The organism is Streptomyces sp. NPDC001858, from assembly GCF_053594615.1.
Window position 1 is genome coordinate 133307 of record NZ_JBSFEV010000004.1, and the last position, 21330, is coordinate 154636.

17 protein-coding genes and 1 pseudogene are annotated in these 21330 nt (G+C 72.7%); 9 read left to right on the top strand and 9 right to left on the bottom strand.

Going from position 1 to position 21330, the window contains the following annotated elements:
- Nucleotides 1–21: 21 nt before the first annotated feature.
- The gene (pdxH, locus tag ACWCPF_RS07305) at nucleotides 22–702 is read right to left on the bottom strand and encodes a pyridoxamine 5'-phosphate oxidase (protein WP_451043984.1); all 681 of its coding nucleotides are present in this window, start codon (nucleotides 700–702) and stop codon (nucleotides 22–24) included.
- 244 nt (nucleotides 703–946) lie between these two features.
- Between pdxH and ACWCPF_RS07310 the strand changes: the two genes are divergently transcribed.
- The gene (locus ACWCPF_RS07310) at nucleotides 947–2047 is read left to right on the top strand and encodes a citrate synthase 2 (RefSeq protein WP_451043985.1); all 1101 of its coding nucleotides are present in this window, start codon (nucleotides 947–949) and stop codon (nucleotides 2045–2047) included.
- Between the two features lie 49 nt (nucleotides 2048–2096).
- Here the strand turns inward: ACWCPF_RS07310 and ACWCPF_RS07315 are convergent, their stop codons facing one another.
- Nucleotides 2097–3146, bottom strand: a complete 1050-nt coding sequence (locus ACWCPF_RS07315) for an isopenicillin N synthase family dioxygenase (RefSeq protein WP_451043986.1) — start codon at nucleotides 3144–3146, stop codon at nucleotides 2097–2099.
- Nucleotides 3147–3800: 654 nt separating this feature from the next.
- Between ACWCPF_RS07315 and ACWCPF_RS07320 the strand changes: the two genes are divergently transcribed.
- Nucleotides 3801–5252: a PAS domain-containing protein gene (locus ACWCPF_RS07320; protein WP_451043987.1), complete on the top strand. Its 1452-nt coding sequence runs from the start codon at nucleotides 3801–3803 to the stop codon at nucleotides 5250–5252.
- Between the two features lie 67 nt (nucleotides 5253–5319).
- Here ACWCPF_RS07320 and ACWCPF_RS07325 read toward each other — a convergent pair whose 3' ends face one another.
- The gene (locus ACWCPF_RS07325) at nucleotides 5320–6075 is read right to left on the bottom strand and encodes an SIS domain-containing protein (RefSeq protein ID WP_451043988.1); all 756 of its coding nucleotides are present in this window, start codon (nucleotides 6073–6075) and stop codon (nucleotides 5320–5322) included.
- A gap of 290 nt (nucleotides 6076–6365) precedes the next feature.
- Here ACWCPF_RS07325 and ACWCPF_RS07330 point away from each other — a divergent pair, with 290 nt between their 5' ends.
- Nucleotides 6366–7058 carry a metal-dependent transcriptional regulator gene (locus tag ACWCPF_RS07330; protein WP_020130217.1) on the top strand — a complete coding sequence of 231 codons (693 nt, stop codon included), beginning with the start codon at nucleotides 6366–6368 and terminating at the stop codon, nucleotides 7056–7058.
- 467 nt (nucleotides 7059–7525) lie between these two features.
- Nucleotides 7526–8479, top strand: a complete 954-nt coding sequence (locus ACWCPF_RS07335) for an alpha/beta fold hydrolase (RefSeq protein ID WP_451043989.1) — start codon at nucleotides 7526–7528, stop codon at nucleotides 8477–8479.
- A 9-nt stretch (nucleotides 8480–8488) separates the two neighbouring features.
- Here ACWCPF_RS07335 and ACWCPF_RS07340 read toward each other — a convergent pair whose 3' ends face one another.
- The 3 genes from ACWCPF_RS07340 to ACWCPF_RS07350 all read right to left on the bottom strand — a co-directional run bounded on the left by ACWCPF_RS07340 (nucleotide 8489) and on the right by ACWCPF_RS07350 (nucleotide 11676).
- Nucleotides 8489–10138: a transporter gene (locus ACWCPF_RS07340; RefSeq protein ID WP_451043990.1), complete on the bottom strand. Its 1650-nt coding sequence runs from the start codon at nucleotides 10136–10138 to the stop codon at nucleotides 8489–8491.
- Nucleotides 10135–10905 (bottom strand): ABC transporter ATP-binding protein, encoded by a 771-nt coding sequence (locus tag ACWCPF_RS07345; RefSeq protein WP_451043991.1) that lies wholly within the window; start codon nucleotides 10903–10905, stop codon nucleotides 10135–10137. Before ACWCPF_RS07345 ends, ACWCPF_RS07340 begins: the two co-directional genes overlap by 4 nt.
- Before the next feature lie 108 nt (nucleotides 10906–11013).
- Nucleotides 11014–11676 carry a bifunctional DNA primase/polymerase gene (locus tag ACWCPF_RS07350; RefSeq protein WP_451043992.1) on the bottom strand — a complete coding sequence of 221 codons (663 nt, stop codon included), beginning with the start codon at nucleotides 11674–11676 and terminating at the stop codon, nucleotides 11014–11016.
- A gap of 346 nt (nucleotides 11677–12022) precedes the next feature.
- On the opposite strand from ACWCPF_RS07350, the gene ACWCPF_RS07355 reads away from it, so the two are divergent.
- Nucleotides 12023–13408, top strand: a complete 1386-nt coding sequence (locus ACWCPF_RS07355; protein WP_451043993.1) for a transcriptional regulator — start codon at nucleotides 12023–12025, stop codon at nucleotides 13406–13408.
- A 185-nt stretch (nucleotides 13409–13593) separates the two neighbouring features.
- Nucleotides 13594–15492 carry a hypothetical protein gene (locus ACWCPF_RS07360; protein WP_451043994.1) on the top strand — a complete coding sequence of 633 codons (1899 nt, stop codon included), beginning with the start codon at nucleotides 13594–13596 and terminating at the stop codon, nucleotides 15490–15492.
- Between the two features lie 37 nt (nucleotides 15493–15529).
- Here ACWCPF_RS07360 and ACWCPF_RS07365 read toward each other — a convergent pair whose 3' ends face one another.
- Complete coding sequence (locus tag ACWCPF_RS07365) at nucleotides 15530–16885, bottom strand: ABC transporter substrate-binding protein (protein WP_451043995.1); 1356 nt, start codon at nucleotides 16883–16885, stop codon at nucleotides 15530–15532.
- 118 nt (nucleotides 16886–17003) lie between these two features.
- Between ACWCPF_RS07365 and ACWCPF_RS07370 the strand changes: the two genes are divergently transcribed.
- Nucleotides 17004–17504, top strand: a complete 501-nt coding sequence (locus ACWCPF_RS07370) for an SCO4402 family protein (protein WP_451043996.1) — start codon at nucleotides 17004–17006, stop codon at nucleotides 17502–17504.
- 81 nt (nucleotides 17505–17585) lie between these two features.
- On the top strand, nucleotides 17586–18470 hold the full coding sequence (gene purU / locus ACWCPF_RS07375; RefSeq protein ID WP_451043997.1) for a formyltetrahydrofolate deformylase: 885 nt from the start codon (nucleotides 17586–17588) through the stop codon (nucleotides 18468–18470).
- A 177-nt stretch (nucleotides 18471–18647) separates the two neighbouring features.
- Here the strand turns inward: purU and ACWCPF_RS07380 are convergent.
- A pseudogene (locus ACWCPF_RS07380) lies at nucleotides 18648–20019 on the bottom strand (maleylpyruvate isomerase N-terminal domain-containing protein).
- Nucleotides 20001–20591, bottom strand: coding sequence for a sigma-70 family RNA polymerase sigma factor (locus tag ACWCPF_RS07385; RefSeq protein WP_451043998.1), 591 nt, complete (start codon nucleotides 20589–20591; stop codon nucleotides 20001–20003). Before ACWCPF_RS07385 ends, ACWCPF_RS07380 begins: the two are co-directional and overlap by 19 nt.
- Before the next feature lie 339 nt (nucleotides 20592–20930).
- On the opposite strand from ACWCPF_RS07385, the gene ACWCPF_RS07390 reads away from it, so the two are divergent.
- Nucleotides 20931–21311 carry an STAS domain-containing protein gene (locus ACWCPF_RS07390; protein ID WP_451043999.1) on the top strand — a complete coding sequence of 127 codons (381 nt, stop codon included), beginning with the start codon at nucleotides 20931–20933 and terminating at the stop codon, nucleotides 21309–21311.
- The last annotated feature ends 19 nt before the right edge of the window (nucleotides 21312–21330 follow it).

The following is a 21330-nucleotide window of genomic DNA, read 5'->3' on the forward strand; positions in this document are numbered from 1 at the left end:
GCGCCCGGCCGCCCGGGCCGCTCACGGACCGAGCCGCTCCACCCGCCAGCTTCCGTCCGCCTCGGCCGTGTAGCGCAGCCGGTCGTGCAGCCGGTTCAGGCGGCCCTGCCAGAACTCCACCGACTGCGGGGCCACCCGGAAACCGCCCCAGTGCGGCGGCACCGGCACCTGCTCGCCCTCCGGGTAGCGGGCCGCCAGCTCGGCGTAGGAGGCGTCGAGGTCGGCGCGGGTGGCGATCACCGAGGACTGGGCGCTGGCCCACGCGCCGAGCTGCGAGCCGTGCGGCCGGGTCCGGAAGTACGCGGCGGTCTCGTCGCGTCCGGTGCGCCGGGCCACGCCCCGCACGATGACCTGCCGGGCCATCGGATGCCACGGGAAGAGCAGCGAGACGTACGGGTTCACGGCGAGGTCGCGGGCCTTGCCGGAGTCGTAGTTGGTGTAGAAGACGAACCCCTGCTCGTCGAAGTGCTTCAGCAGCACCGTGCGGGAGCTGGGCCGGCCCTCGGCGTCCGCGGTGGAGACGACCATGGCGTTCGGCTCGAAGAGATGGGCCTCGACGGCCGCGTCCTTGAACCAGCGGGCGAACTGCTCCACGGGCGTCGCGGCGAGCTCGGCCTCGGTGAGACCCTCGGCCCGGTACTGCTTGCGCATGGCGGCCGGGTCGGGGACGGGGCCGGGGGAGACGGCGTCTGCGTCGGTCACGCAGTCATCTTGCCGTATGGCCCGCCGACGCAGATCACCCCACGAAAGGTGGCACTGAGTGCCGCGACCACTCCCCAAAGGTGGCACTCGGAGATATGGTGCAGATGCCATCCCGGTGCGTCCCGGCTGGGTGACCGTCGGCCGCACGGGGCATCACTGGGATGAGCGCCCAGGACCGCGAGCCTTCCCTCAGGCCGTGGAACCGCCGGTGTCATCCGTCGCACACCTCACGAGGAGCCGCCTGATGTCCGACTTCGTACCCGGACTCGAAGGAGTCGTCGCGTTCGAGACGGAGATCGCCGAACCCGACAAGGAAGGCGGCGCCCTGCGGTACCGGGGCGTCGACATCGAGGACCTGGTCGGCCACGTCTCCTTCGGCAACGTCTGGGGGCTGCTCGTCGACGGCGCCTTCAACCCCGGCCTGCCGCCCGCCGAGCCGTTCCCGATCCCCGTCCACTCCGGCGACATCCGCGTCGACGTGCAGTCCGCGCTCGCCATGCTCGCCCCCGTCTGGGGCCTCAAGCCCCTGCTCGACATCGATGCCGAGCAGGCCCGCGAGGACCTCGCCCGCGCCGCCGTCATGGCCCTCTCCTACGTCGCCCAGTCCGCGCGCGGCCAGGGCACGCCGATGGTCCCGCAGCGGGAGATCGACAAGGCCAGGTCCGTCGTCGAACGGTTCATGATCCGCTGGCGCGGCGAGCCCGACCCCAAGCACGTGGCCGCCGTCGACGCCTACTGGACGAGCGCGGCCGAACACGGCATGAACGCGTCCACCTTCACCGCCCGCGTCATCGCCTCCACCGGCGCCGACGTCGCCGCCGCCCTCTCCGGCGCCGTGGGAGCCATGTCCGGCCCGCTGCACGGCGGCGCGCCCTCCCGCGTCCTCGGCATGATCGAGGAGATCGAACGGACCGGGGACGCGGACGCCTACGTCAGGCAGGCCCTCGACAAGGGCGAGCGCCTCATGGGCTTCGGCCACCGCGTCTACCGCGCCGAGGACCCACGCGCGCGCGTGCTGCGCCGGACGGCCCGCGAACTGGGCGCCCCGCGCTTCGAGGTGGCCGAGGCCCTGGAGAAGGCGGCCCTCGCCGAACTCCACGCCCGCCGCCCGGACCGGGTGCTGGCGACGAACGTCGAGTTCTGGGCGGCCATCGTCCTGGACTTCGCCGAGGTCCCGGCGCACATGTTCACCTCGATGTTCTCCTGCGCCCGCACGGCGGGCTGGTCGGCGCACATCCTGGAGCAGAAGCGCACCGGCCGCCTGGTCCGCCCCTCCGCCCGCTACATCGGCCCGGGCACCCGCGACCCGCGCGAGATCGAGGGCTACGCGGACATCAGGGACTGAGCGCGGGCGTGCCCGCCCCGGAATCAGGACGGCGTCACGCGCGGCGGTGTCACGCGGGGCTGAGCAACTCCGCGTGATGCCGCTCCGCCACCAGCGGATGGGCGCGCAGCTTGCCCTTCAGCTCGTTGAAGCCGTACTCGGCGAAGAGGGGATTGGCCGGGTCGTCGGTCACGCCGGGGGCGGCGGAGGCGTGCGGGAAGGGCAGCGGCTCGACCCGGGCGTCCAGCCGGGGGTTGTAGAAGAACGGCACGGAGAACCGCTCCACGGCGCTCGGCGGCGACACGACCCGGTGGTTGGTGGCGACGAGATACCCGTCGGTCGCCACCTCCAGCAGCTCGCCCAGGTTGACCACGAAGGCCCCGTCCAGCGGCGGAACGTCATGGAACAGGCCGTCGGCGCGCTGCACCTGCAGTCCGCCGACCCGGTCCTGGAGCAGCAGCGTGAGGAACCCGTAGTCCTTGTGCGCCCCCACCCCCTGACCGGCCCCGTCGCCCGCGCTGCCCGGGTAGCGCACGAGCTTCAGATGCGGATGCGCGCGCTCGCCGAAGACCGCGTCGTAGAAGTCGACCGGCGCCCCGATCGCGGTGAGCAGCTCGTGCAGCAGCCGCTCCGCGACGGCGCTCAGCCGCTCGATCCACGCGAGCGTGGCGCTGCGCAGCTCGGGAAGCCCGGCGGGCCACTGGTTGGGCCCCTCCAGCCACCAGTACGCGGGCTCGCCCGGCCCCGGTATCCGTGCGGGCCGCTCCGCCCCGATGTCCAGCTGGTCCCGCCAGTCCTGCCGGCCGCCGGTCCGCTCGTCGCCGGTCCGCGTGTACCCGCGGAAGTGCGGCGAGTGCACGTTGTCGATCGCGAGCCGCTCGGCCTCCGGCAGCGCGAAGAAGGCCCGCATGGCGGCCAGCAGCGCGGCGGTCTCCCGCTCGCCGACACCGTGCCCGACCAGCTGGAAGAACCCGACGTCGTGTGCGGCGCTGTGCAACTGCGCGTGCAGCAGCGCCCGCGCCTGGGGTCCGCGGTCGGCGGCGGAGAGATCGATGATCGGCAGTTGCTGGTACGACGGGTCCGTCGACAGGCTCGCCGACCGGTTCGTCACGTTCGTCATGGTGTGTCCGCAGGGTGTACGGGGCCCGGCCGTCGCTGTGGGTGGGACGGCGCACGGGTGCCAAGTGGGCAGAGAAGGAGAAGACCGCAGGCGGTGGTGACCGCGAAGGGGGGCTGGACGGGGCTCAGACAGAGCTGGAGCGTCGACAGCCCATGCTCGTGACGCGGACGTAGTCCACGTGGCGGCGTCGAACGAGCGAAAGCATGGACCCAGCGTACTGCGTGCGAAAAGCAGGCGACCCGCGAGTCTGGTCCTCCCTGAGGAGGAGGCCGGCCGGACGTACCGGCGACTCGCGGGTCGGGTGACTGCGTTGGTTTGGCCGGCTGCGTGCGTCTCGCACACGCTGGTCCGGCACCGCACTAGATGGGGTGACGGGCCACTAGCCCGCAGCCACCTCTTCCGTCCGGTGTGAATCCATCTGCCGAACCACCTCCTCTCCGAAGTGCTAGCCACACTAAGAAGTGCTCGCCGTCGGCTCAAGTGTTTTTCTGAGAACTTGACGGAGGCGGCGGAATGGGCGGACCTGCGGCTCCTGCCCCGCTGTGACCAGCGCGGTGGTGCAACGATTCCTCTGCAATCTTGCGGGAACCATATGTGGGCTGCGTCACGTTCGAGTTGAATGAGGGCAAGTGAGCGAACCTGCAGGGGGTTCAGGTGAGTGCTTCCCGGCGTAGTGGGACCACCGACGAGCTGGGGCCGGACGAGCCCGAGCAGCCCGACCGGTCCGGTGAGGACGGCCCAAGGACCGTCGGCGGCCCGGTCGGCCCCGACGGCGCCGACCTGCTCGCCGCGCTGCTCGACGGCATGGACGCGGCCCTGTGCGCCTTCGACGGCGACGGAGTCGTCACCCACTGGAACCGCGAGGCCGAACGCATCCTCGGCTGGAGCGCCGCCGAAGCCGTCGGCCGGCACGGCTTCGCCGGGTGGGCGGTGCGCGAGGCCGACGCCGAGGACATCGAGGGGCGGCTGATGGCCGCCATGCACGCGCAGAGCCGCCAGGTGCACGAGTTCGCGCTGGTGACGAAGGACGGCGGCCGGGTCCTCGTGCGCACCCAGTCCGCCGCCGTGCGCGGTCCGGACGGCAAGCCCGCCGGGCTGTACTGCGCCTTCAGCGAGGTGCACGCCCAGATCGACCTGGAACGCTCCATCGCGCTCAGCGAGGCCCTCTTCGACGACGCCTCCTGGGGTGTCGTGCTGGTCGACGCCGACCTGCGCCCCGCCGTCGTCAACGCGCACGCCGCCCGCGCGCTCGGCACCGGCCGCACGGCCGTCCTGGGCCGTCCGCTGGGCGAACTGCTCACCCGGGGCGCCGAGGAGCTGGAGAACGCGCTGACGCACGTCCTGGCCGAGGGCGCCCCGCCCGCCCCCGCCGAGCTGTGGGTCGGGGTGCGCACCCCGGAGGGCGAGAAGCGGCGCTGCTGGCGCAGCGGCTTCCTGCGGCTCGCCTCGCCGCTCGCCGAGGAGCCGGTGCCGCTCGGCGTCGGCTGGCTCTTCCAGGACGTCACCGAGGCCAAGCAGGGCGAGCAGGAGGCCTCGCTGCTGCGCTTCCGCGCCAACCAGCTGCACCGGGCCGCCCGCGCGGCCGCCGAGTGCGAGGATCCCGCCGAGGCGGCCACCGTCCACCTCGACTTCGCGCTCGCCGGGTTCGCCGACCACGCCCTGGTCGACCGCGTGATGGGCCGTGCGGCGGCCGACGCGGAGGCGGCCGGGCCGCTGCGGCTGATGCGGGTCGCGGCGACCCCGTCGGGCGGGCCGGGCCCCAGCACGCTCACCGGACACGCGGGGCTGCCCGTCCGCTACGGCGAGACCCACCCGGCGCTGCAGTGCGTGGCGCGCAACGGCTCCGTGCGGGCCGGCGTGGGCTCCGTGGCGGCCGACGAGGCGCGGGAGTGGGCCCGGGCGCGCCAGTGGCCCGACGACACGGTGCACGCCCTGTGCGCGGTGCTGCGCAGCCGCGGCCGCACCCTGGGCGTGGTGACGTTCCTGCGCGGCGGCGGCCGTACGTCCTTCGAGCGCTCCGACGCCTCCTACGCGGAGGACGTCGCCGTCCGGATAGCGACCGCCCTGGACCTCGCGGACCTGACCGAGGCGACCGCCGAGGACTGAGGCCCGACACACGCGCGTGGCGCGTTTCGGCGCGCCGGCCTCAGTGGAGGCCCCAGCGGCGCCGGCCTCAGTGGCGGTAGAAGATCCGGTCCCCGTACTCGTCCATGATCCGTCCGTTCCAGTCGTGGCCGCCGTCCACGTTGCCGGAGCGCAGCAGCGGGGGCTCGATGTCGCGCTCGGCGAGGACGCCGGCCGCGGTGGCCATGACAGCCTGGAGCAGGGCCGAGGTGACGACGGTGGAGGCGGGGGCGAACGGCGCGGGGATGGTGTCCAGGGTCAGCTCGGCGTCGCCGACCGCGATCTTCGAGTCCAGGACGACATCGCAGTGGTCCTTCAGGAACGTCCCCGAGGCATGCCGGGACGTCGTCTCCGAGGCGTAGGCCACCGACGTCACGCCGATGACCTTCACGCCCAGGGCGCGGGCGTTCATGGCCATCTCCACGGGCAGGGCGTTGCGGCCGGACAGCGAGATGACCACGAGGGCGTCGCCCGCGCGCAGGGGCGAGGTGTCCAGGACGGCGCTCGCGAGGCCGTCGACGCGCTCCAGGGCCGAGCCGAGGGTCGCGGGCCGGACGTCGACGCCGACGACGCCCGGCACCGCGAGCAGGTTCATCAGGGCGAGGCCGCCCGCGCGGTAGACGACGTCCTGGGCGGCGAGCGAGGAGTGGCCGGCGCCGAAGGCGAAGAGACGGCCGCCCGCCGCCACGGTGTCGGCGAGGAGCGTGCCGGCGGCGTCGACGGCCTCGGCCTCCTCGTCGCGGGCCCGCTGCAGCAGGGCGATCGCGGCGTCGAAGAACTGGGCGGCGAGCTTGCGGTCGCTCATCCGAGGGGCCCCTTTGCCGTAGCCGGTGTCCGTGTCGCGGATCACCGTGCGGTCTGGACCAGTGCGCTGTCAATACGCCCGGTGACACCAGTGAGACCGGTGCCGGTGGGGGCGCGGAGGCGTCCTGGGGGCCCGTTCCGCGGGCGCGCCCCCCGATCGACCCCGGATGTGACCGCCTCGTTTCGACGGCACGGCACGCTTGTCAGTGGTATCCGGCAGAATTGAGTCCAGGGCCAGCGCACGCGCCGGAGAGCGGTCCAGCCTTCGGCAGAGCTAATCGAGGGGCACGAATGTCCGGACTGATCGACACCACGGAGATGTATCTCCGCACCATCCTCGAGCTGGAGGAGGAAGGTGTGGTGCCCATGCGGGCCCGGATCGCCGAACGCCTCGACCAGAGCGGGCCGACGGTCAGCCAGACGGTGGCGCGCATGGAGCGCGACGGCCTGGTCTCGGTGGCCAGCGACCGCCACCTGGAGCTCACCGACGAGGGCCGCCGGCTCGCCACGCGCGTGATGCGCAAGCACCGCCTCGCCGAGTGTCTCCTGGTCGACGTGATCGGCCTGGAGTGGGAGCAGGTGCACGCGGAGGCCTGTCGCTGGGAGCACGTGATGAGCGAGGCCGTCGAGCGCCGCGTGCTGGAGCTGCTGCGGCACCCGACCGAGTCGCCGTACGGCAACCCGATCCCGGGCCTGGAGGAGCTGGGCGAGAAGGACGGCGCCGACCCGTTCCTGGACGAGGGGATGGTCTCGTTGGCCGACCTCGACCCGGGGCTGGAGGGCAAGACGGTCGTCGTCCGCCGCATCGGCGAGCCGATCCAGACGGACGCGCAGCTGATGTACACGCTGCGCCGCGCGGGCGTGCAGCCCGGTTCGGTGGTGAGCGTGACGGAGTCGGCGGGCGGTGTGCTCGTCGGCAGCGGCGGCGAGGCCGCCGAGCTGGAGTCGGACGTCGCGTCGCACGTGTTCGTCGCGAAGCGCTGAGCATTCTCTGAGCATTGTTCAACTCCCGGGGCGCGCGGGGCAGTTGTGGCGTCCTGCCGATGTCGTCGAATCGGAGGTTCCCTGTGTCGAATCGCAGCGCTCCGCCGCTTCCCGTGCCAGGCTGTCGCGTGAGGCATATGACCTGAGGGGGCGGGACGATGTGCCGCAGAGCAGTGGAAGGCCCCGGTGCCGTACGGCACCGGGGCCTGTCCTCCCCTGTTGTGACCTGGAGCCCCGAGCTCTCAAGGTCACTTCCCTCGGACCGGTTTCCCCGAGCGGTCCGCCCCCCGCTGAAGGTCTCCCCTCGGCGGCGCCGATCATTCCTTGAGCGAGGTCACTCGAACGAGGGGTGTTGTGCGCGGAGAGTGCATTTCTCGAAAGGGCATTCGATAGCCTGCGGGTGATCGAAGGCGGTACGAAGGCATCGGCAGCGCAGCGGTACGACGGCTAGGGGGGTGCCAGGACCTATGGCGCGACGCATCGACGTGACCGGGGCGGGCGGCGTACGCCTGGCGGCCTGGGAGTTCGGCGACCCGCCCAAGGGCGATCCGGCGAAGGCCGTGACGGAACCCGTGATTCCGGCACAGCAGCCAGGGGAGAAGGGACTGCCGTCGGCCGACGGCAGCGAGGGAGGCAGGCCCAGCGTCCTCTTACTGCACGGCTTGATGGGCCGGGCCTCGCACTGGGCGTCCACCGCCCGCTGGCTCTCCGAGCGACATCGCGCGGTCGCCCTCGACCAGCGCGGCCACGGCCAGAGCGAGAAGCCGCCGCAGGCGGCCTTCACCCGCGAGGCCTACGTCGAGGACGCGGAAGCGGCCCTGGAGCAGCTCGGCCTCGCCCCGGTCGTCCTCATCGGCCACGCCATGGGAGCGCTCACCGCCTGGCAGCTCGCCGCCCGGCGTCCCGACCTGGTGCGCGGCCTGGTCGTCTGCGACATGCGGGCCTCCGCGCTCGGCGCGGCCTCGCAGCGTGAGTGGGGCGACTGGTTCAAGTCCTGGCCCGCCCCGTTCGCCACCCTCGCCGAGGTCCGCAAGTGGTTCGGCGAGGACGACCCCTGGGTGGAGCGCCCGAACCCCTCCCGAGGCGAGTTCTACGCCGAGGTGATGCAGGAGTCGCCGGACGGCTGGCGTCCGGTCTTCGAGCCCGACCAGATGCTCAAGTCCCGCGAGACCTGGGTCTACGACGCGCACTGGGAGGAGCTCACCCAGGTCCAGTGCCCCGCCCTGGTCGTCCGCGGCCTGGACGGGGAGCTCGGTCGTGCCGAGGCGCAGGAAATGGTCCGCGTCCTGCCGCGCGGCGAGTACGCCGAGGTCGCCGACGCCGGCCACCTCGTCCACTACGACCAGCCGGAGGGCTGGCGCACGGCGATCGAACCCTTCCTGGAAGCCGTCCTCACCCCCGGAATCCCCGGAACCCCGTAAGGGGCGCCGTCAGCCCTTGCTCACCGCCGCCAGGATCTCCGGCAGCCGCGTCGCCGTTCGCGGAGCGGCCAGCCGGAGCCCCAGCAGCGTGATCGCCGCCCCGTACACCGCGCCCCCCGGCAGCAGCAGCCAGGTCCACGCCTCGCCGCCCGAGCTGACGTTCAGCCAGATCGTCACCGCGATGACGGGGGCGCACAGCAGGGCCGCCGCGACCATCCCGCCGAAGACCGCGATCCAGGCGAGACCGGCCTGGCCGGGGGCCGCGCTCTTGTAGCCCTCCTGCGGGATCGAGTACGGGAAGCAGGCCGACGTCCAGGCGCCCGTCGCCAGCATCGCGCCGAGCAGCGCGAAGGACAGCCCCAGCGCCTCGGGCAGCTTCGCCCAGTCGCCGAGCAGCGCCGTCGTCAGTCCGGTCACCAGCGTCGCGTACGGCAGGGTGATCAGCAGCAGGGCCAGCGCCCGCGCCCGCAACTCGTCGTAGGCGTCCCGCGTCGACGACACCGTCATCGCGACCATCCAGAACGCGGACGTGTCCTGCCCGAACTGGTTGTACATCTGAATGCCGATCATTCCGGCGGCGAAGCAGGCGAAGTAGATCGAGCCGACGCCCTGCACCGCGTTGAAGACGGGCACGATCAGCCCGATGGCCAGCGAGGTCACCCAGGCCGCCTTCGTCTTCGGATCGCGCCAGACATAACGCAGGCTGCGTTCCATCACGGTGCCGGTGCGCCCGCCCGGCAGCAGCCGCGTCAGGCCCGCCGAGCGCCGCCGGTCCCGCGCGGCCGGCTCGGCGGCCTGGAGCGTGGAGCCGTCCGGCGAGGTCATCAACCGGGTCATCGTCCGCGCCCACACCCCCACCACCAGCACCAACGCCACCGTGCTGACGGCGAGTTGGGCGACGGCGACCCCGTACGCCCCCTCGCTCACCGAGTCCACCGCGCCCACCGCCGACGCGGGCGGCACCCAGCGCAGCACGCCCGCGGGCGGATCGAGCTCGCCCAGCCCGGCCGTCCCGAGCCGCTGCGCCCCGAAGTTGACGACCTGCGCCCCGACCGCGATGACCAGCCCGCTCAGCACCGCCAGATCGCGTCCCTTGCGGCTGGACAGCAGCCGGACGTTGGCGGCGGCCACGGCCCGCGCGAACGCCACGCACATCAGCAGCCCTAGGGCGACGGCGAGCACCCCCACCGCCCAGGCGGCCGCCCCGTGCGCCACGGAGATCACCGACCCCACCAGCATCAGCAGCGTGAACAGCGGCCCGATGCCCACCAGCGAGGCCGCCAGCAGCGCCCGCACCAGCGGCTCGGGCCGCAGCGGCAGCATCACCAGCCGGGTCGGGTCGAGGGTCTCGTCGCCGCTGGGGAAGAACAGCGGCATCACCGCCCACCCCAGCGCCAGCACCGCCACCAGGAGCACCACGACCGACACCGCGTGGTCGTTCCCCCGCAACGCGATCAGCCCGAGCAGCTGCAGCGCGGCGAACAGCAGCGTGACGACGGCGGAGGCGACATACGCGGCGCGCCGGCCCGCGGACTGCCGCAGTCCGTTGCGCAGCAGCGACAGCTTCAGCCGGACGACGGTGGCGACGAGGCCGGGTGCAGGGGCCACGGCGCCCGCCGGTGAGGCCACGGGACCCGGCGGGGAGGTCGGCGCGCTCACCGGCTCGCTCCGCCGCCCAGCCAGTCGAGGCGGGAGCCGGTGTCCCGGTCCTGCGCCCCGACGAGTTCGAGAAACGCCTGCTGCAACGAGGGAGCCGACCCCCGCACCTCCGCGAGCGTCCCGTGCGCCCGGATCCGCCCCGCCGCCATCACCGCCACCCAGTCGCACAGCGACTCGACGAGCTCCATCACATGGGAGGAGAAGACGACCGTCGCCCCGGACGCCGTGTACCGCTCCAGCACGCCCCGGATGATCTGCGCGGAGACGGGGTCGACGCCCTCGAACGGCTCGTCGAGGAAGAGGACTTCGGGATTGTGCAGCAGCGCGGTCGCGAGCCCGATCTTCTTGCGCATGCCGGTCGAGTAGTCGACGACGAGCTTGTGCTGCGCGCCGGCCAGGTCGAGGACGTCGAGCAACTGGGTGGCCCGCTTGTCGACCTCGGGGCCGGGCAGCCCCCGCAACCGCCCGCTGTAGCCGAGCAGTTCACGCCCCGAGAGCCGTTCGAACAGCCGCAGGCCCTCCGGCAGCACCCCGATCCGGGCCTTCACGGCCACCGGATCGGCCCACACGTCATGCCCCACGACCTCGACGGTCCCCTGATCGGGCCGCAGCAACCCGGTCACCATGGAGAGCGTCGTGGTCTTCCCGGCCCCGTTCGGCCCGACCAGCCCGATGAACTTCCCCGCGGGCAGATCGAGATCGATCCCGGCAACGGCGACTTGCTGCCCGAACCGCTTCCAGAGCCCACGCACGCGTACGGACGTCATGCACGAACCCTACGGCGGAGCAGCGCCCTGAAGGGGCGCGAGACTGTGCCCCATATGCGGCTCCGCCGCGTGTGCGCGACCAGCCACACACGACCCGCAGTCGCGAAACTACCGATCCCGCCCACACGCATAGGCGAGCGGCGAGATCAACTCCTCCGCGTCCGGCAGCCACCGATTCGCCGCGGTAGGCCGGCAGGCCCACTGCACGGCCCCCCGGGACCCGAACCGCGTAGGCGGCGCAGCCACATACGCGCCCTCGCCGAGCGTCACCAGATCCAGCGCCCCCAGCGACCAGCCCAGCTTGCGCACCAGGTCCGGAACCTTGGCCGACGCCCCCGGCAGCACGAAGAACTGCATCCGGCGGTCCGGCGTCAACGTGACCGGACCGAGCGTCAGTTCCATCCGCTCCATCCGCGCCAGCGCGAGGAACCCGGCCGTCTCCGGCACGGAGATCGCGTCGAACGTACGCCCGGTCGGCAGCAGGATCGAGGCGGTCGGCTGTTTCTGCCACATCCGGCGCGCGACGGTTGCGCTGCCGGTGGCCTGCGTCGCCCAGTCGGGGCGTGCAGGGTGCGCGCCCGGCGCGGTGCACGCGGTGTCGTCACAGGAGCAGCGCTGCACTCCATTGACGGCGTCCAGCCAGGTGCCGGGGAAGACGTCCCAATGACGTTCCTCGGCGTAACGAACAGCGGTCTCGAGCAGCGATTCCCCGCGCTGCTTCGGGATTTGAGTGGCGTCGGCGCCCGCGATGGTCTCTTCCACGATGAACACAACTCTAGCCGTCACCAGGGGTTACGCCCGCCACTTTGCGCGGGGGAGGAGCATCGATTCCGCGTCCGGGGCGCATGGGTGCACGTGCGGGGGCGCGCGGGAGGAACGGGCGCGGGAGCGGGTAACCAGGTAGGGGGGGGCGGCTTCCGCCGGTAACCCGGCAATTCTCCGTATTGCTCGGGAATCACATCAATCGCAGTAATGACCGGCAATGGGCAGCAATCATCAGTAATCCTCTCATGCCTCGCATTTTCGGTATGTCCGTGGGGCATTGATCTTCTCGGCCGGAACTTTTCGGTGGAAGACACGGTGGAAGACACGTCAACTCGGTGTGGGGGTAGTGACCATGGCCGCAAGGCCGCTAGTCGCGCGGCAGCCGAACGAACGGCTGCAGGCGCTCATCCAGGAGGCGGGGTGCTCGAACGCCGGGCTCGCCCGCCGGGTCAACATGTGCGGGGCCGAGCACGGCCTCGACCTGCGCTACGACAAGACGTCCGTGGCGCGTTGGCTCCGCGGACAACAGCCGCGCGGGCGCGCTCCGGCGATCATCGCGGAGGCCCTGGGCCGCAAGCTCGGCCGTACGGTCACGATCGACGAGATCGGCATGGCCAACGGCAAGAACCTCGCCTCGGGCGTGGGTCTCCAGTTCTCGCCGACGGTGCTGGGGGCCATCGAGCAGGTCTGCGAGCTGTGGCGCAGCGACGTGGGCCGACGGGACTTCCTCTCGGGTTCGTCCGTGGCCGCCTCGGCGCTGGTCGAACCGAGCCGCGACTGGCTGATCTCCTCCCCGGACGCGCAGGTGGCGCGCTCGGCGGGACCCCGGGTCGGGCTGTCCGACGTCGCGGCCGTCAACGCGATGACACAGGCGCTGGTGGACCTGGACCACCAGTACGGCAGCGGGCATGTGCGGCCGGTCGTCGTGCACTACCTCAACAGCGTCGTGTCGGGTCTGCTGGCCGGCTCCTACCGGGAGGCGGTGGGCCGTGAACTCTTCGCCTCCGTCGCCCGGTTGACGGAACTCGCCGGCTACATGGCCGTCGACACCGGCCAACCGGGCCTGGCCCAGCGCTACTACATCCAGGCACTGCGGCTCGCCCAGGCGGCCGGTGACCGCGGGTACGGCGGCTACGTCCTCGCGGCCTCCATGAGCCATCTCGCCGCGCAGCTCGGAAACCCGCGCGAGATCGCCCAGTTGGCGCGGGCGGCGCAGGAGGGAGCGCGGGGGCGGGTGACCCCGCGCGCGGAGGCGATGTTCCTCGCGGCGGAGGCCCGGGGGCACGCGCTGATGGGCGACGCGCGCGGGGCGCAGGCGGCGTCCGGCCGCGCGGTGTCGGCGCTGGAGGCGGCCGATCCGTCCTCCGGGGACGATCCCGCGTGGATCGCGCACTTCGACGAGGCCTATCTCGCCGACGAGTTGGCGCACTGCCACCGCGACCTGGGCCAGGCGGAGGCGGCGGCGCGCTGTGCCGAGCAGTCCCTCGCCGGGCACCCGGAGAGCCGTGCGCGCCGACGGGCGATCGGGTACGTCCTGCTGGCCACCGCGCAGGTGCAGCAGCGCGAGATCGAGCAGGCCTGCAGCACCGGTCTGCGGGCCGTCGAGCTCCTGGAGACGCTCCGCTCCAACCGGGGGGCCGAGTATCTCGAGGATCTGCAACAGCGGCTGGAACCGTTCCGGGACGAGTCGGTGGTACGGGAGTTCGGGGCGCGGCTGGAGTTGCAGACCGCGGCGTGAGGGACGGGGCGCCGCTGCGGCGGATACAGCGCGCGGCGCTCCGGATCTGTTACCCATCTCACTGCCGGACCGGGACAGGCCCTGGCCGGGAGGCAGATCACGTCCTGAGCTGCGTGGCACGGGGTTCCGGGGACCCGGTAGCGTGAACCGACGATTCCGAAGGTCCCCCATTCGTAGGAGTCCCGGTGACGCAGAGTGGACAGGGCGAGGAGCCCTCGGCGCAGCCCGCGCGCGAAGGCATCGTGCTGCCCTCCGACGGTGGGGAGCCCCTGCTGCCGGGACACTATTCCGGCCAGTACGGCGCTCAGCAGCCCAGCCGGCCGGAGTACGGGCAGCAGCCGGAACCGGAGCAGCCGGAGTACGAGCAGTCGGCGTACGGGCAGCGGCAGCCGTACGGGCAGCAGCCGGAACCGGAGCAGCCGGAGTACGAGCAGTCGGCGTACGGGCAGCGGCAGCCGTACGGGCAGCAGGACTACGGGCAACCGGAGTACAGACAGTCGGACTACGGGCAGCAGGACTACGGGCAGCAGGCCCCGGCCGCGGGACAGACCTGGGGACAGCCCTGGGGTCCCGACCAGCAGGCCCCCGCCCCGCAGCAGTCGGCCCAGGGCTGGCCGCTCCCCGCGGACCAGCCGGACCCGGCACACCAGGCCCAGCCGCAGCCTCAGCCCCCGCAGCAGGTTCAGCCGCAGTGGAACGGCGGCGCCCAGGTCGGTGCCGGGCCGCTGCCGCCGGAGGGCGCACCCGCCCCGGCGCATCCGACGTACGGCCAGGGCACGCCGGGCGTCCCCCTGCCGCCGGTCGACGAGGGCGCGACGCAGTACATACCGCCGGTCCCGGCGGCCCCGGCCTTTCCGGTCGACGAGGGCGCGACGCAGTACATACCGCCGGTCCCGGCAGCCCCGGCGGCCCCGGCCTCCCCGATCGACGAGGGCGCCACGCAGTACCTGCCGCCCGTGCCCGCCGCTGGGTCCTACGACGAGGGTGCGACGCAGTTCCTCCCGCCGGTCGCGCCGGGCGCTCTGCCGCCCGAGGCCCCGGCCGAGTCCACCCACTTCCTGGGCCGCACCCCGCAGCCCGCCCCCGGCCCGATGCCCGCCCCCGGCGCGCAGCCGGTGGCCGCGCAGCCGGTTGCCGCACACCCCGACTCCGAGGCCACGCAGTACATCCCGCCCGTCCCCGCGCAGGACGGCGGGGACCGGCAGCCGCCCGCCGGGTTCGAGAACCTCTTCCGCAGCGGGCCGGGCAGCGAGAGCCCCGCCGGGTCCACCCAGCAGCTCCCGCGCTTCTCCGAGCCCGCCGGTGGGCCGGGCTACGGCGGCGGCCCCGCCGCGCGCCCCCAGCAGTCCGCCTACAGCCCGTCCTATGCCCCGCCCGGCGGTCCCGCGGCGGGCGGGCGGCGCGGGATGCGCGACGACGACGGCGGCGACCGGGGCGACCGAGGGGGCCGTACCGGCTCACGGGTGCCGTTGTTCGCGGCGATCGGCGTGGCCCTCGCGGTCGTCGGCGTCGGCGCGGGCGCGATGCTCGCGGGCGGGGGCGGCGATCAGGGCGAGGACGACAACAAGACCGTCGCCGCGTCGGCGCCCGCGACGGAGGGGTCGGCGTCGCCGTCCGCCGGGGCGGCCGAGCAGCAGGCCGTCGCACTGGACAAGCTGCTCGCCGACAGCGGCGACAGCCGGGCCAGTGTGATCAGCGCGGTGGCCGATGTGAAGGCGTGCGGCAATCTCGCCCAGGCCGCCACGGACCTGCGGGACGCGGCGAAGCAGCGCACCGACCTGGTCACCAGCCTGGCCGCGCTGAAGGTCGACGAGCTCCCGGACCACGCGGCGCTGACCACCGCGCTCACCAAGGCGTGGCAGGCGTCGGCGTCCGCGGACAACCACTACGCGGCCTGGGCCGACCAGGTCGCCGCGACCAAGAAGAAGAGCTGCAAGAAGGGCACGGCCCGCGCGACTGCCGAGACGCAGGCAGGCAACCGGGACAGCGGCACCGCGAGCACCCAGAAGTCCCAGGCCGCGAAGTTGTGGAACGCGATCGCGAAGACCTACGGCCTGACCCAGCGCCAGCCCGTGCAGCTGTGACCGGCTGCGGTCGGCCGCGGTCGACCGCAGCGGACCGTCAGTCGAGGTCCGCCTTCTCCATGGTCTGCGTCATGTCGGCGAAGCCCTTCTTGGCGGGTGCGAGCACGCCCTTGCGCACGGTCTGGAGCGTGACGTCGGCGTTGACCAGGCGCGGGAAGCCGATGGAGGCGAGGCGGTCGGTGAACTGCCAGCGCAGCGTCGGGGTGAGCCCGCCCGTGGTGACCTTCAGGCCGTGGTCCAGGGTGCCCCGCACGCTGGCGGTGGTCACCTCGTCGCCCTCCAGCGACTCCACGGCCTGCCGGAACACGGTGTAGGCGATCCAGGTGGTCTGCACACCGGTGTCGGAGGGGTCGATCCGGGTGTCCGAGAACGCCTTCTCGCTGATCACCTTCTTCATCGGCGCCCAGGCCGCGTCGCTGGTCACCGGGTACCAGCCGGTGACGTACGCCCCCTCGAACGGTCCGGAGGTGGCGCCGGAGGCGTTGATCACCGTCTGGTCGACGCTGCCGAGGACGGTGGCGGTGCGCACGCCGGGGTAGTCCTCGCGGGTGCGGCGGAAGGAGTCCATGAAGGTGCTGGTGCGGTCGCCGAGGGCGGTCACCACGCACCCTTTCTTGCCGTCCGCTTCAGTATTGGAGCCCTCGCCCTTCGACCCGCCGCCGGTCGCCGACTGCAGCGCGGACTTGGCCTGTGCCGAGTACTCGGTCGCGTCCTCAGGGGCCAGTAAATCCTTGGACTTCGCGTGTCCGCCCGCGGTGAGGCCGGCGTCGAGCATCGGGGGCAGCGCGTCGCCCGCGATCGTGTCGGGGCGGACGAGGGAGACCGCGCCGCAGGTCGCGGCCAGCTCCTTGCCGAGGCCGGCCAGGAGCGAGGGCTGGCCGCCGTTGACCGGGTAGGACAGCGGGCTGGTGAACTCGTCGTTCGTGACGCCGTAGCCGCCTATGTAGGGGATGCCGGCGCCTTCCAGGTACGGGAAGAACGCGTCGGAGTGCTGGCTGTAGGAGCCGATGACGGCGACCGCGCCCTCCTTGACGGCCCGCCGGGCGCACTTCGCCGTCGACACGGTGTCGTTACGGGCATTGCAGGTCAGGACCTTGAGCTTGCGGCCGCCCAGGCCGCCCTCGGCGTTGATCCAGCGGGCGTAGGCGAGGGCGAAGGCGGGCATGCCGGGCTTGTTGGTCGCGGACGTGCCCTCGGGCGCCCAGGTCATCACGACGATCGGGTCGTCCCCGGAATCCCCCGTGGTACCGGGGACGACACCGCATCCGACGGCGAGCGACGCGCAGGCCGCCAGCGCACCCGCCGCGAGGGCGGTCGCTCTGCCGGACCTGGTGAAGCGGAAGGACCTGGGGAGGAAGGTGCTTCGCGGGGCGGTGCGTCGCTTGCCGGTCATGTTCACGCACGATTCCGTCACATCGCTAACCTGGGAGTGACCCTCGGTCAATGAGGGGTGACGTGCAGGTGAATTGCAGGGGCCCGTGAGGCTCCCGGGACGGGTAAACGTACGATCGATGACCGTGCAAGGTTCGGAGAACTCTTCCCGTCGCGGCCGTCGCTCCTCCACCATGGGCGGCATGCCACTCAACGACATGCCATGGTGGCGCTGGCGCAGCAATGTGCGCTCCGCGCTGCACATGCTCTCCGACCCGGTGTTCCAGCAGAACGTCTGGCTGGCCGGCGGCGAGGGGTACGGGGACGTCACCGACGCCGTGTACCGCCTCGTCGAGGACACCTGGCTCGACAACTGGTCCGCCGAGAAGTACGTGGGCACGATCTTCCGCGACTCGCAGGAGGCGGCCCTCGTCGACACCGCCGTGCTCCGCGTCCTGCGGATCATGCACCAGGTCGGGCCGGACGCCCCGGTCTCCGCGTACGTCGACCACGAGGCGTGGCCGGAGGCGGTGCGGGCGGCGCGGGACGCGCATGTGCGCATGGCGGCCAGCGACGGCGACGACCCCGACGCCCCGCCCCGGACCCTCGAAGTGCTGCGCATCATGACGCGGACGGCGTAGGCGCGGACGTCGCAGGCGCGGCGGGTTCCGGCCTGCGGGACGGTTGTCCACGGTCGTGGACGGTATGCGACCCTGTCGGGCATGAACGCGCAGTCTGCCCGAGCCGCGGCGACCCCCGCCGACCAGTACGTCCTCACGCTCTCCTGCCCCGACAAGCAGGGCATCGTGCACGCCGTGTCGAGCTATCTCTTCATGACCGGCTGCAACATCGAGGACAGTCAGCAGTTCGGCGACCACGACACGGGCCTGTTCTTCCTGCGCGTCCACTTCTCGGCGGAGCCGCCGGTGACCGTGGAGAAGCTGCGGGCGAGCTTCGCCGCGATCGGCGACTCCTTCCACATGGACTGGCAGCTCAACCGGGCCGACGAGAAGATGCGCATCGTCCTCATGGTCAGCAAGTTCGGGCACTGCCTGAACGACCTGCTGTTCCGCGCCAGCATCGGCGCGCTGCCGGTGGAGATCGCGGCCGTGGTGTCCAATCACACCGACTTCGCCGAGCTCGTGGGTTCGTACCACGTTCCCTTCCACCACATCCCGGTGACGAAGGAGACCAAGGCGCAGGCGGAGGCGCAGCTGCTCGAACTGGTCCGGGAACTGGACGTCGAGCTGGTCGTGCTGGCCCGCTATATGCAGGTGCTCTCCGACGACCTGTGCAAGCAGCTCAGCGGGCGGATCATCAACATCCACCACTCCTTCCTGCCGAGTTTCAAGGGCGCGAAGCCGTACCACCAGGCGCACGAGCGGGGCGTGAAGCTGATCGGGGCCACGGCGCACTATGTGACCGCGGATCTCGACGAGGGGCCGATCATCGAGCAGGAGGTCGAGCGCGTGGGGCACGGGGTCACGCCGGATCAGCTGGTCGCCGTCGGGCGGGACGTCGAGTGCCAGGCGCTGGCGCGGGCCGTGAAGTGGCATGCGGAGCGGCGGATTCTGCTCAACGGGCGCCGGACGGTCGTATTCCCCTAGGCACAGGGCGGCCAGGGGTTCAGTTCCCCGCGCCCCTGAAGGCACGTTCACCGCAGGCATCCAAGGGGCGCGGGGAACTGCGCGACCAGCCACCGACCACCTGTGGCCGCCGACGAATCCGCAACCGGCCGCTGCATCCGGCTCCACGCCGCCGCTGCATCCGGCTCCACGCCGCCCCTACATGCGGCTCAACGCCGCCGCTGCGAACAGGACGTCCCTGATCGCCTCGCGGTCGCCGTCCTGGCCCGCCGCCGCTTCCGCGGGGGCCACATGCCCGGCGGCCAGGCGGCAGAACTCCACGTCGTCCAGGGCGACGTGGGCCACCTCGTGGGCGGCGGAGCCCACCGCGCCCGGTGAGTCCAGGGGGATCAGCCACTGGCCGCCGCCCGAGCCCTCGATCTCCAGCCGCAGGCTGCGGCCGGGGCGGCCGGCGGTCACCAGATGGCGGGTGTGCGAGCGCGAGGCGAGGCCCGCGCGGCGGCGGGCGGCGAGCGTCTCCGGCAGCATCCGCGCGGCCAGGTCGATCATGTCGTGGAGGTGGCGCGGGGCGGGCGGCGCGTAGGGGTAGTCGACCGCTTCCGCGATGTCCTCGGCGTGCACCCAGCACTCGAAGGCCCGGTCCAGCATCGCGTCCCGCAGGGGCAGCTCGAAGCCGCCGTACGACACCGGCAGGCGGCCGGGGCCTCCGCCGGTGAAGGACACCGTGCGCACCAGGGCGTGGGTCTGTTCCCGCCAGGGGCCGCGCACGGAACGGGTGGGCGGGTAGTGCGAGCCCGCCCAGAACGCCTCCGTGCGGCGGGAGGGCGTGGCCGTCGGGGCGGCCGGTGCATCCGGTTCGTCGGGTTCCTTCGGCCGGTCCGGGGCGCCGCCGGTGGCGAGCGGGTCGTCCAGGCCCAGGGCCACGGCGACCAGGCCGTCCACCGCGAGGAGGTGGGCGATGACGCCGGCGACGGTGGTGCGGCGGCTCGTCGGCTCCTCGCCGCGGAACCAGCGCAGCCGCACGGGCGCGTGCCACTCGGCGTCCCCGAAGTCCTGGAGCAGCGCGTCCAGCCGCGCCCGTCTCGGCGTCGTAGGACGCCGCCCAGGCGGGCACCGGGATGCGGGGCGGACGGCGGTTCAGACAGCCGTCGAGGACGCGGGTGCGCAGGCCGGGGTCGAGGTCGAGGCTCTCCGGGCGCTGGAGGAGGCCGACGGCTTCGCGCAGGCGTCGTGCCTCGTCCGCGCAGGCTCCGCAGTCGCCGAGGTGCTCCTCGACGGCCGCCGTCTCCTGAGCGGAGCAGGCCGCCAGCGCCCAGGCGCCCAGCAGGGACTTCAGCACCGGGTGTTCGAGCCTGAGCGGCTCCGGGCCGGTCGGCTCGGCGGGCGCGGGCGCGGGCGCGCGCGTGGGCGTCGGTGCAGGGCTCGGCGCGGGCAGTGGTGCTCCGCCGTCCTCGACGGAGGCGCGCGGGACGGGGATCGACGGAGGGCCCTGTGGGCCGTGGGCCTCGTCCTCCTCGCCGTCGTCGTGCGGATCGAACCCGTCCGTGCCGCTCACGCCGCACCTCCGTATCCGGGCGGCGCCCCCGGTGACGCGGCGTCGTGCGCCGTGGAGAGGAGTTGCAGGCCGAGGCGGAGCCGACGGCGGGCCTCGTCCTCGGTGACGCCGAGGTCGACCGCGGTCTGGCGGTAGTCGCGGCGCTGGAAGTAGGCCAGCTCCAGGGCGGCCCGCAGCGGGGCGGGCATGGCCTGGACGATGTAGTCGGCGCGGGCGGCGACCGACGCGTGCCGCACGCGCAGCTCCAGTTCCTCGGTCGCCTCGGCGGAGCCGTGGCCGGCCTCGGCCAGGGCGGCGGTCTCGGTGGCGCGCAGCCGCTGCACGGCGAGGCGGTGGGTCAGCGCGGCGACCCAGGTGCGCAGCGGGCCCTGCTTCGGGTCGTAGGACTCGGGGTGCTCCCAGACGTGGGCGAAGACCTCGCGGGTGATGCCGTCGGCCGCTCGTTCGTCTCCGAGCACGCGGTGGGCGAGACCGTGCACAAGCGAAGCGAACCGGTCGTAGAGCTCGCCGAGGGCGGCCGCCTCACCGCGCGCGAGTCGCTGCTGCATCTTGCGGTCCCAGCGGGGCGGTGCGTCCCTCTTCGCCATGCGGCCCCCTCACCCGTGCCCGTGCGTCGGGCCGTGCCCGTGTCCAGCGTGCGTCCACCGTCACCTCGAATGTAGTCGGCACGTCCGACAACGCACGCCCCTTTGTTTCAATGAGCGCCCCTTGTCAGCGAGAGGGTGATATGGGGCGCGTCTACCCGACTGACAAGGATCGAACCGGACTGGAACTGACTGAATCAAGCCTCTTTCCCTCTCATTCTCTAGGGATCTGTTTTCCCGTCGGTGTTTCGGGGCACGGCCGCTGGGCAGCCGCGCTGCAAGGAAGCGAAGGGACAGCTTCCGTTTTCGGCGGGCTGCGGCGCGCTACAGCGAGCGAAAGGCGTGGTGGTGGCCTTCAAAGTGACCGGCGGCGAGCAGGGCGGATGGGCCGTGCTCCATGTGTCGGGCGAGCTGGACCTGGTGACGTCGCCGGCGCTGCGTCAGCGGGTGCACGACGAGGTGGCCGAGGGCCGCCACGACCTCGTCCTGGACCTCTCCGAGGTGTACTTCTGCGACTCCAGCGGCGTCGGCGTCCTGATCGCCGCCCGCCGTCTGATCCGCTCCTGCCGGGGGCGGCTGCGGCTGATCCTTCCCGCGCGGGGCGCGGCCGAGGACTCCCACGTCAACCGGGTCCTGGGCGCGCTGGGCGTGCGCCGGCTCTTCGACGTCTACGGCGACCTCGCGGCCGCGGTGGACGACGGGACGGAACCGCTCTCGGCGTAGTCGGCGCGGTCGCCGCGCG

What these genes read in the sequence shown, in the direction of transcription:
- ACWCPF_RS07330 (WP_020130217.1), top strand. Translation starts at nt 6,366, where the DNA reads ATGTCCGGACTGATCGACACCACGGAGATGTATCTCCGCACCATCCTC.
- ACWCPF_RS07355 (WP_451043993.1), top strand. Translation starts at nt 12,023, where the DNA reads ATGGCCGCAAGGCCGCTAGTCGCGCGGCAGCCGAACGAACGGCTGCAG.
- ACWCPF_RS07365 (WP_451043995.1), bottom strand. Translation starts at nt 16,885, where the DNA reads ATGACCGGCAAGCGACGCACCGCCCCGCGAAGCACCTTCCTCCCCAGG.
- ACWCPF_RS07325 (WP_451043988.1), bottom strand. Translation starts at nt 6,075, where the DNA reads ATGAGCGACCGCAAGCTCGCCGCCCAGTTCTTCGACGCCGCGATCGCC.
- ACWCPF_RS07370 (WP_451043996.1), top strand. Translation starts at nt 17,004, where the DNA reads ATGACCGTGCAAGGTTCGGAGAACTCTTCCCGTCGCGGCCGTCGCTCC.
- ACWCPF_RS07315 (WP_451043986.1), bottom strand. Translation starts at nt 3,146, where the DNA reads ATGACGAACGTGACGAACCGGTCGGCGAGCCTGTCGACGGACCCGTCG.
- ACWCPF_RS07335 (WP_451043989.1), top strand. Translation starts at nt 7,526, where the DNA reads ATGGCGCGACGCATCGACGTGACCGGGGCGGGCGGCGTACGCCTGGCG.
- ACWCPF_RS07345 (WP_451043991.1), bottom strand. Translation starts at nt 10,905, where the DNA reads ATGACGTCCGTACGCGTGCGTGGGCTCTGGAAGCGGTTCGGGCAGCAA.
- purU (WP_451043997.1), top strand. Translation starts at nt 17,586, where the DNA reads ATGAACGCGCAGTCTGCCCGAGCCGCGGCGACCCCCGCCGACCAGTAC.
- ACWCPF_RS07310 (WP_451043985.1), top strand. Translation starts at nt 947, where the DNA reads ATGTCCGACTTCGTACCCGGACTCGAAGGAGTCGTCGCGTTCGAGACG.
- ACWCPF_RS07385 (WP_451043998.1), bottom strand. Translation starts at nt 20,591, where the DNA reads ATGGCGAAGAGGGACGCACCGCCCCGCTGGGACCGCAAGATGCAGCAG.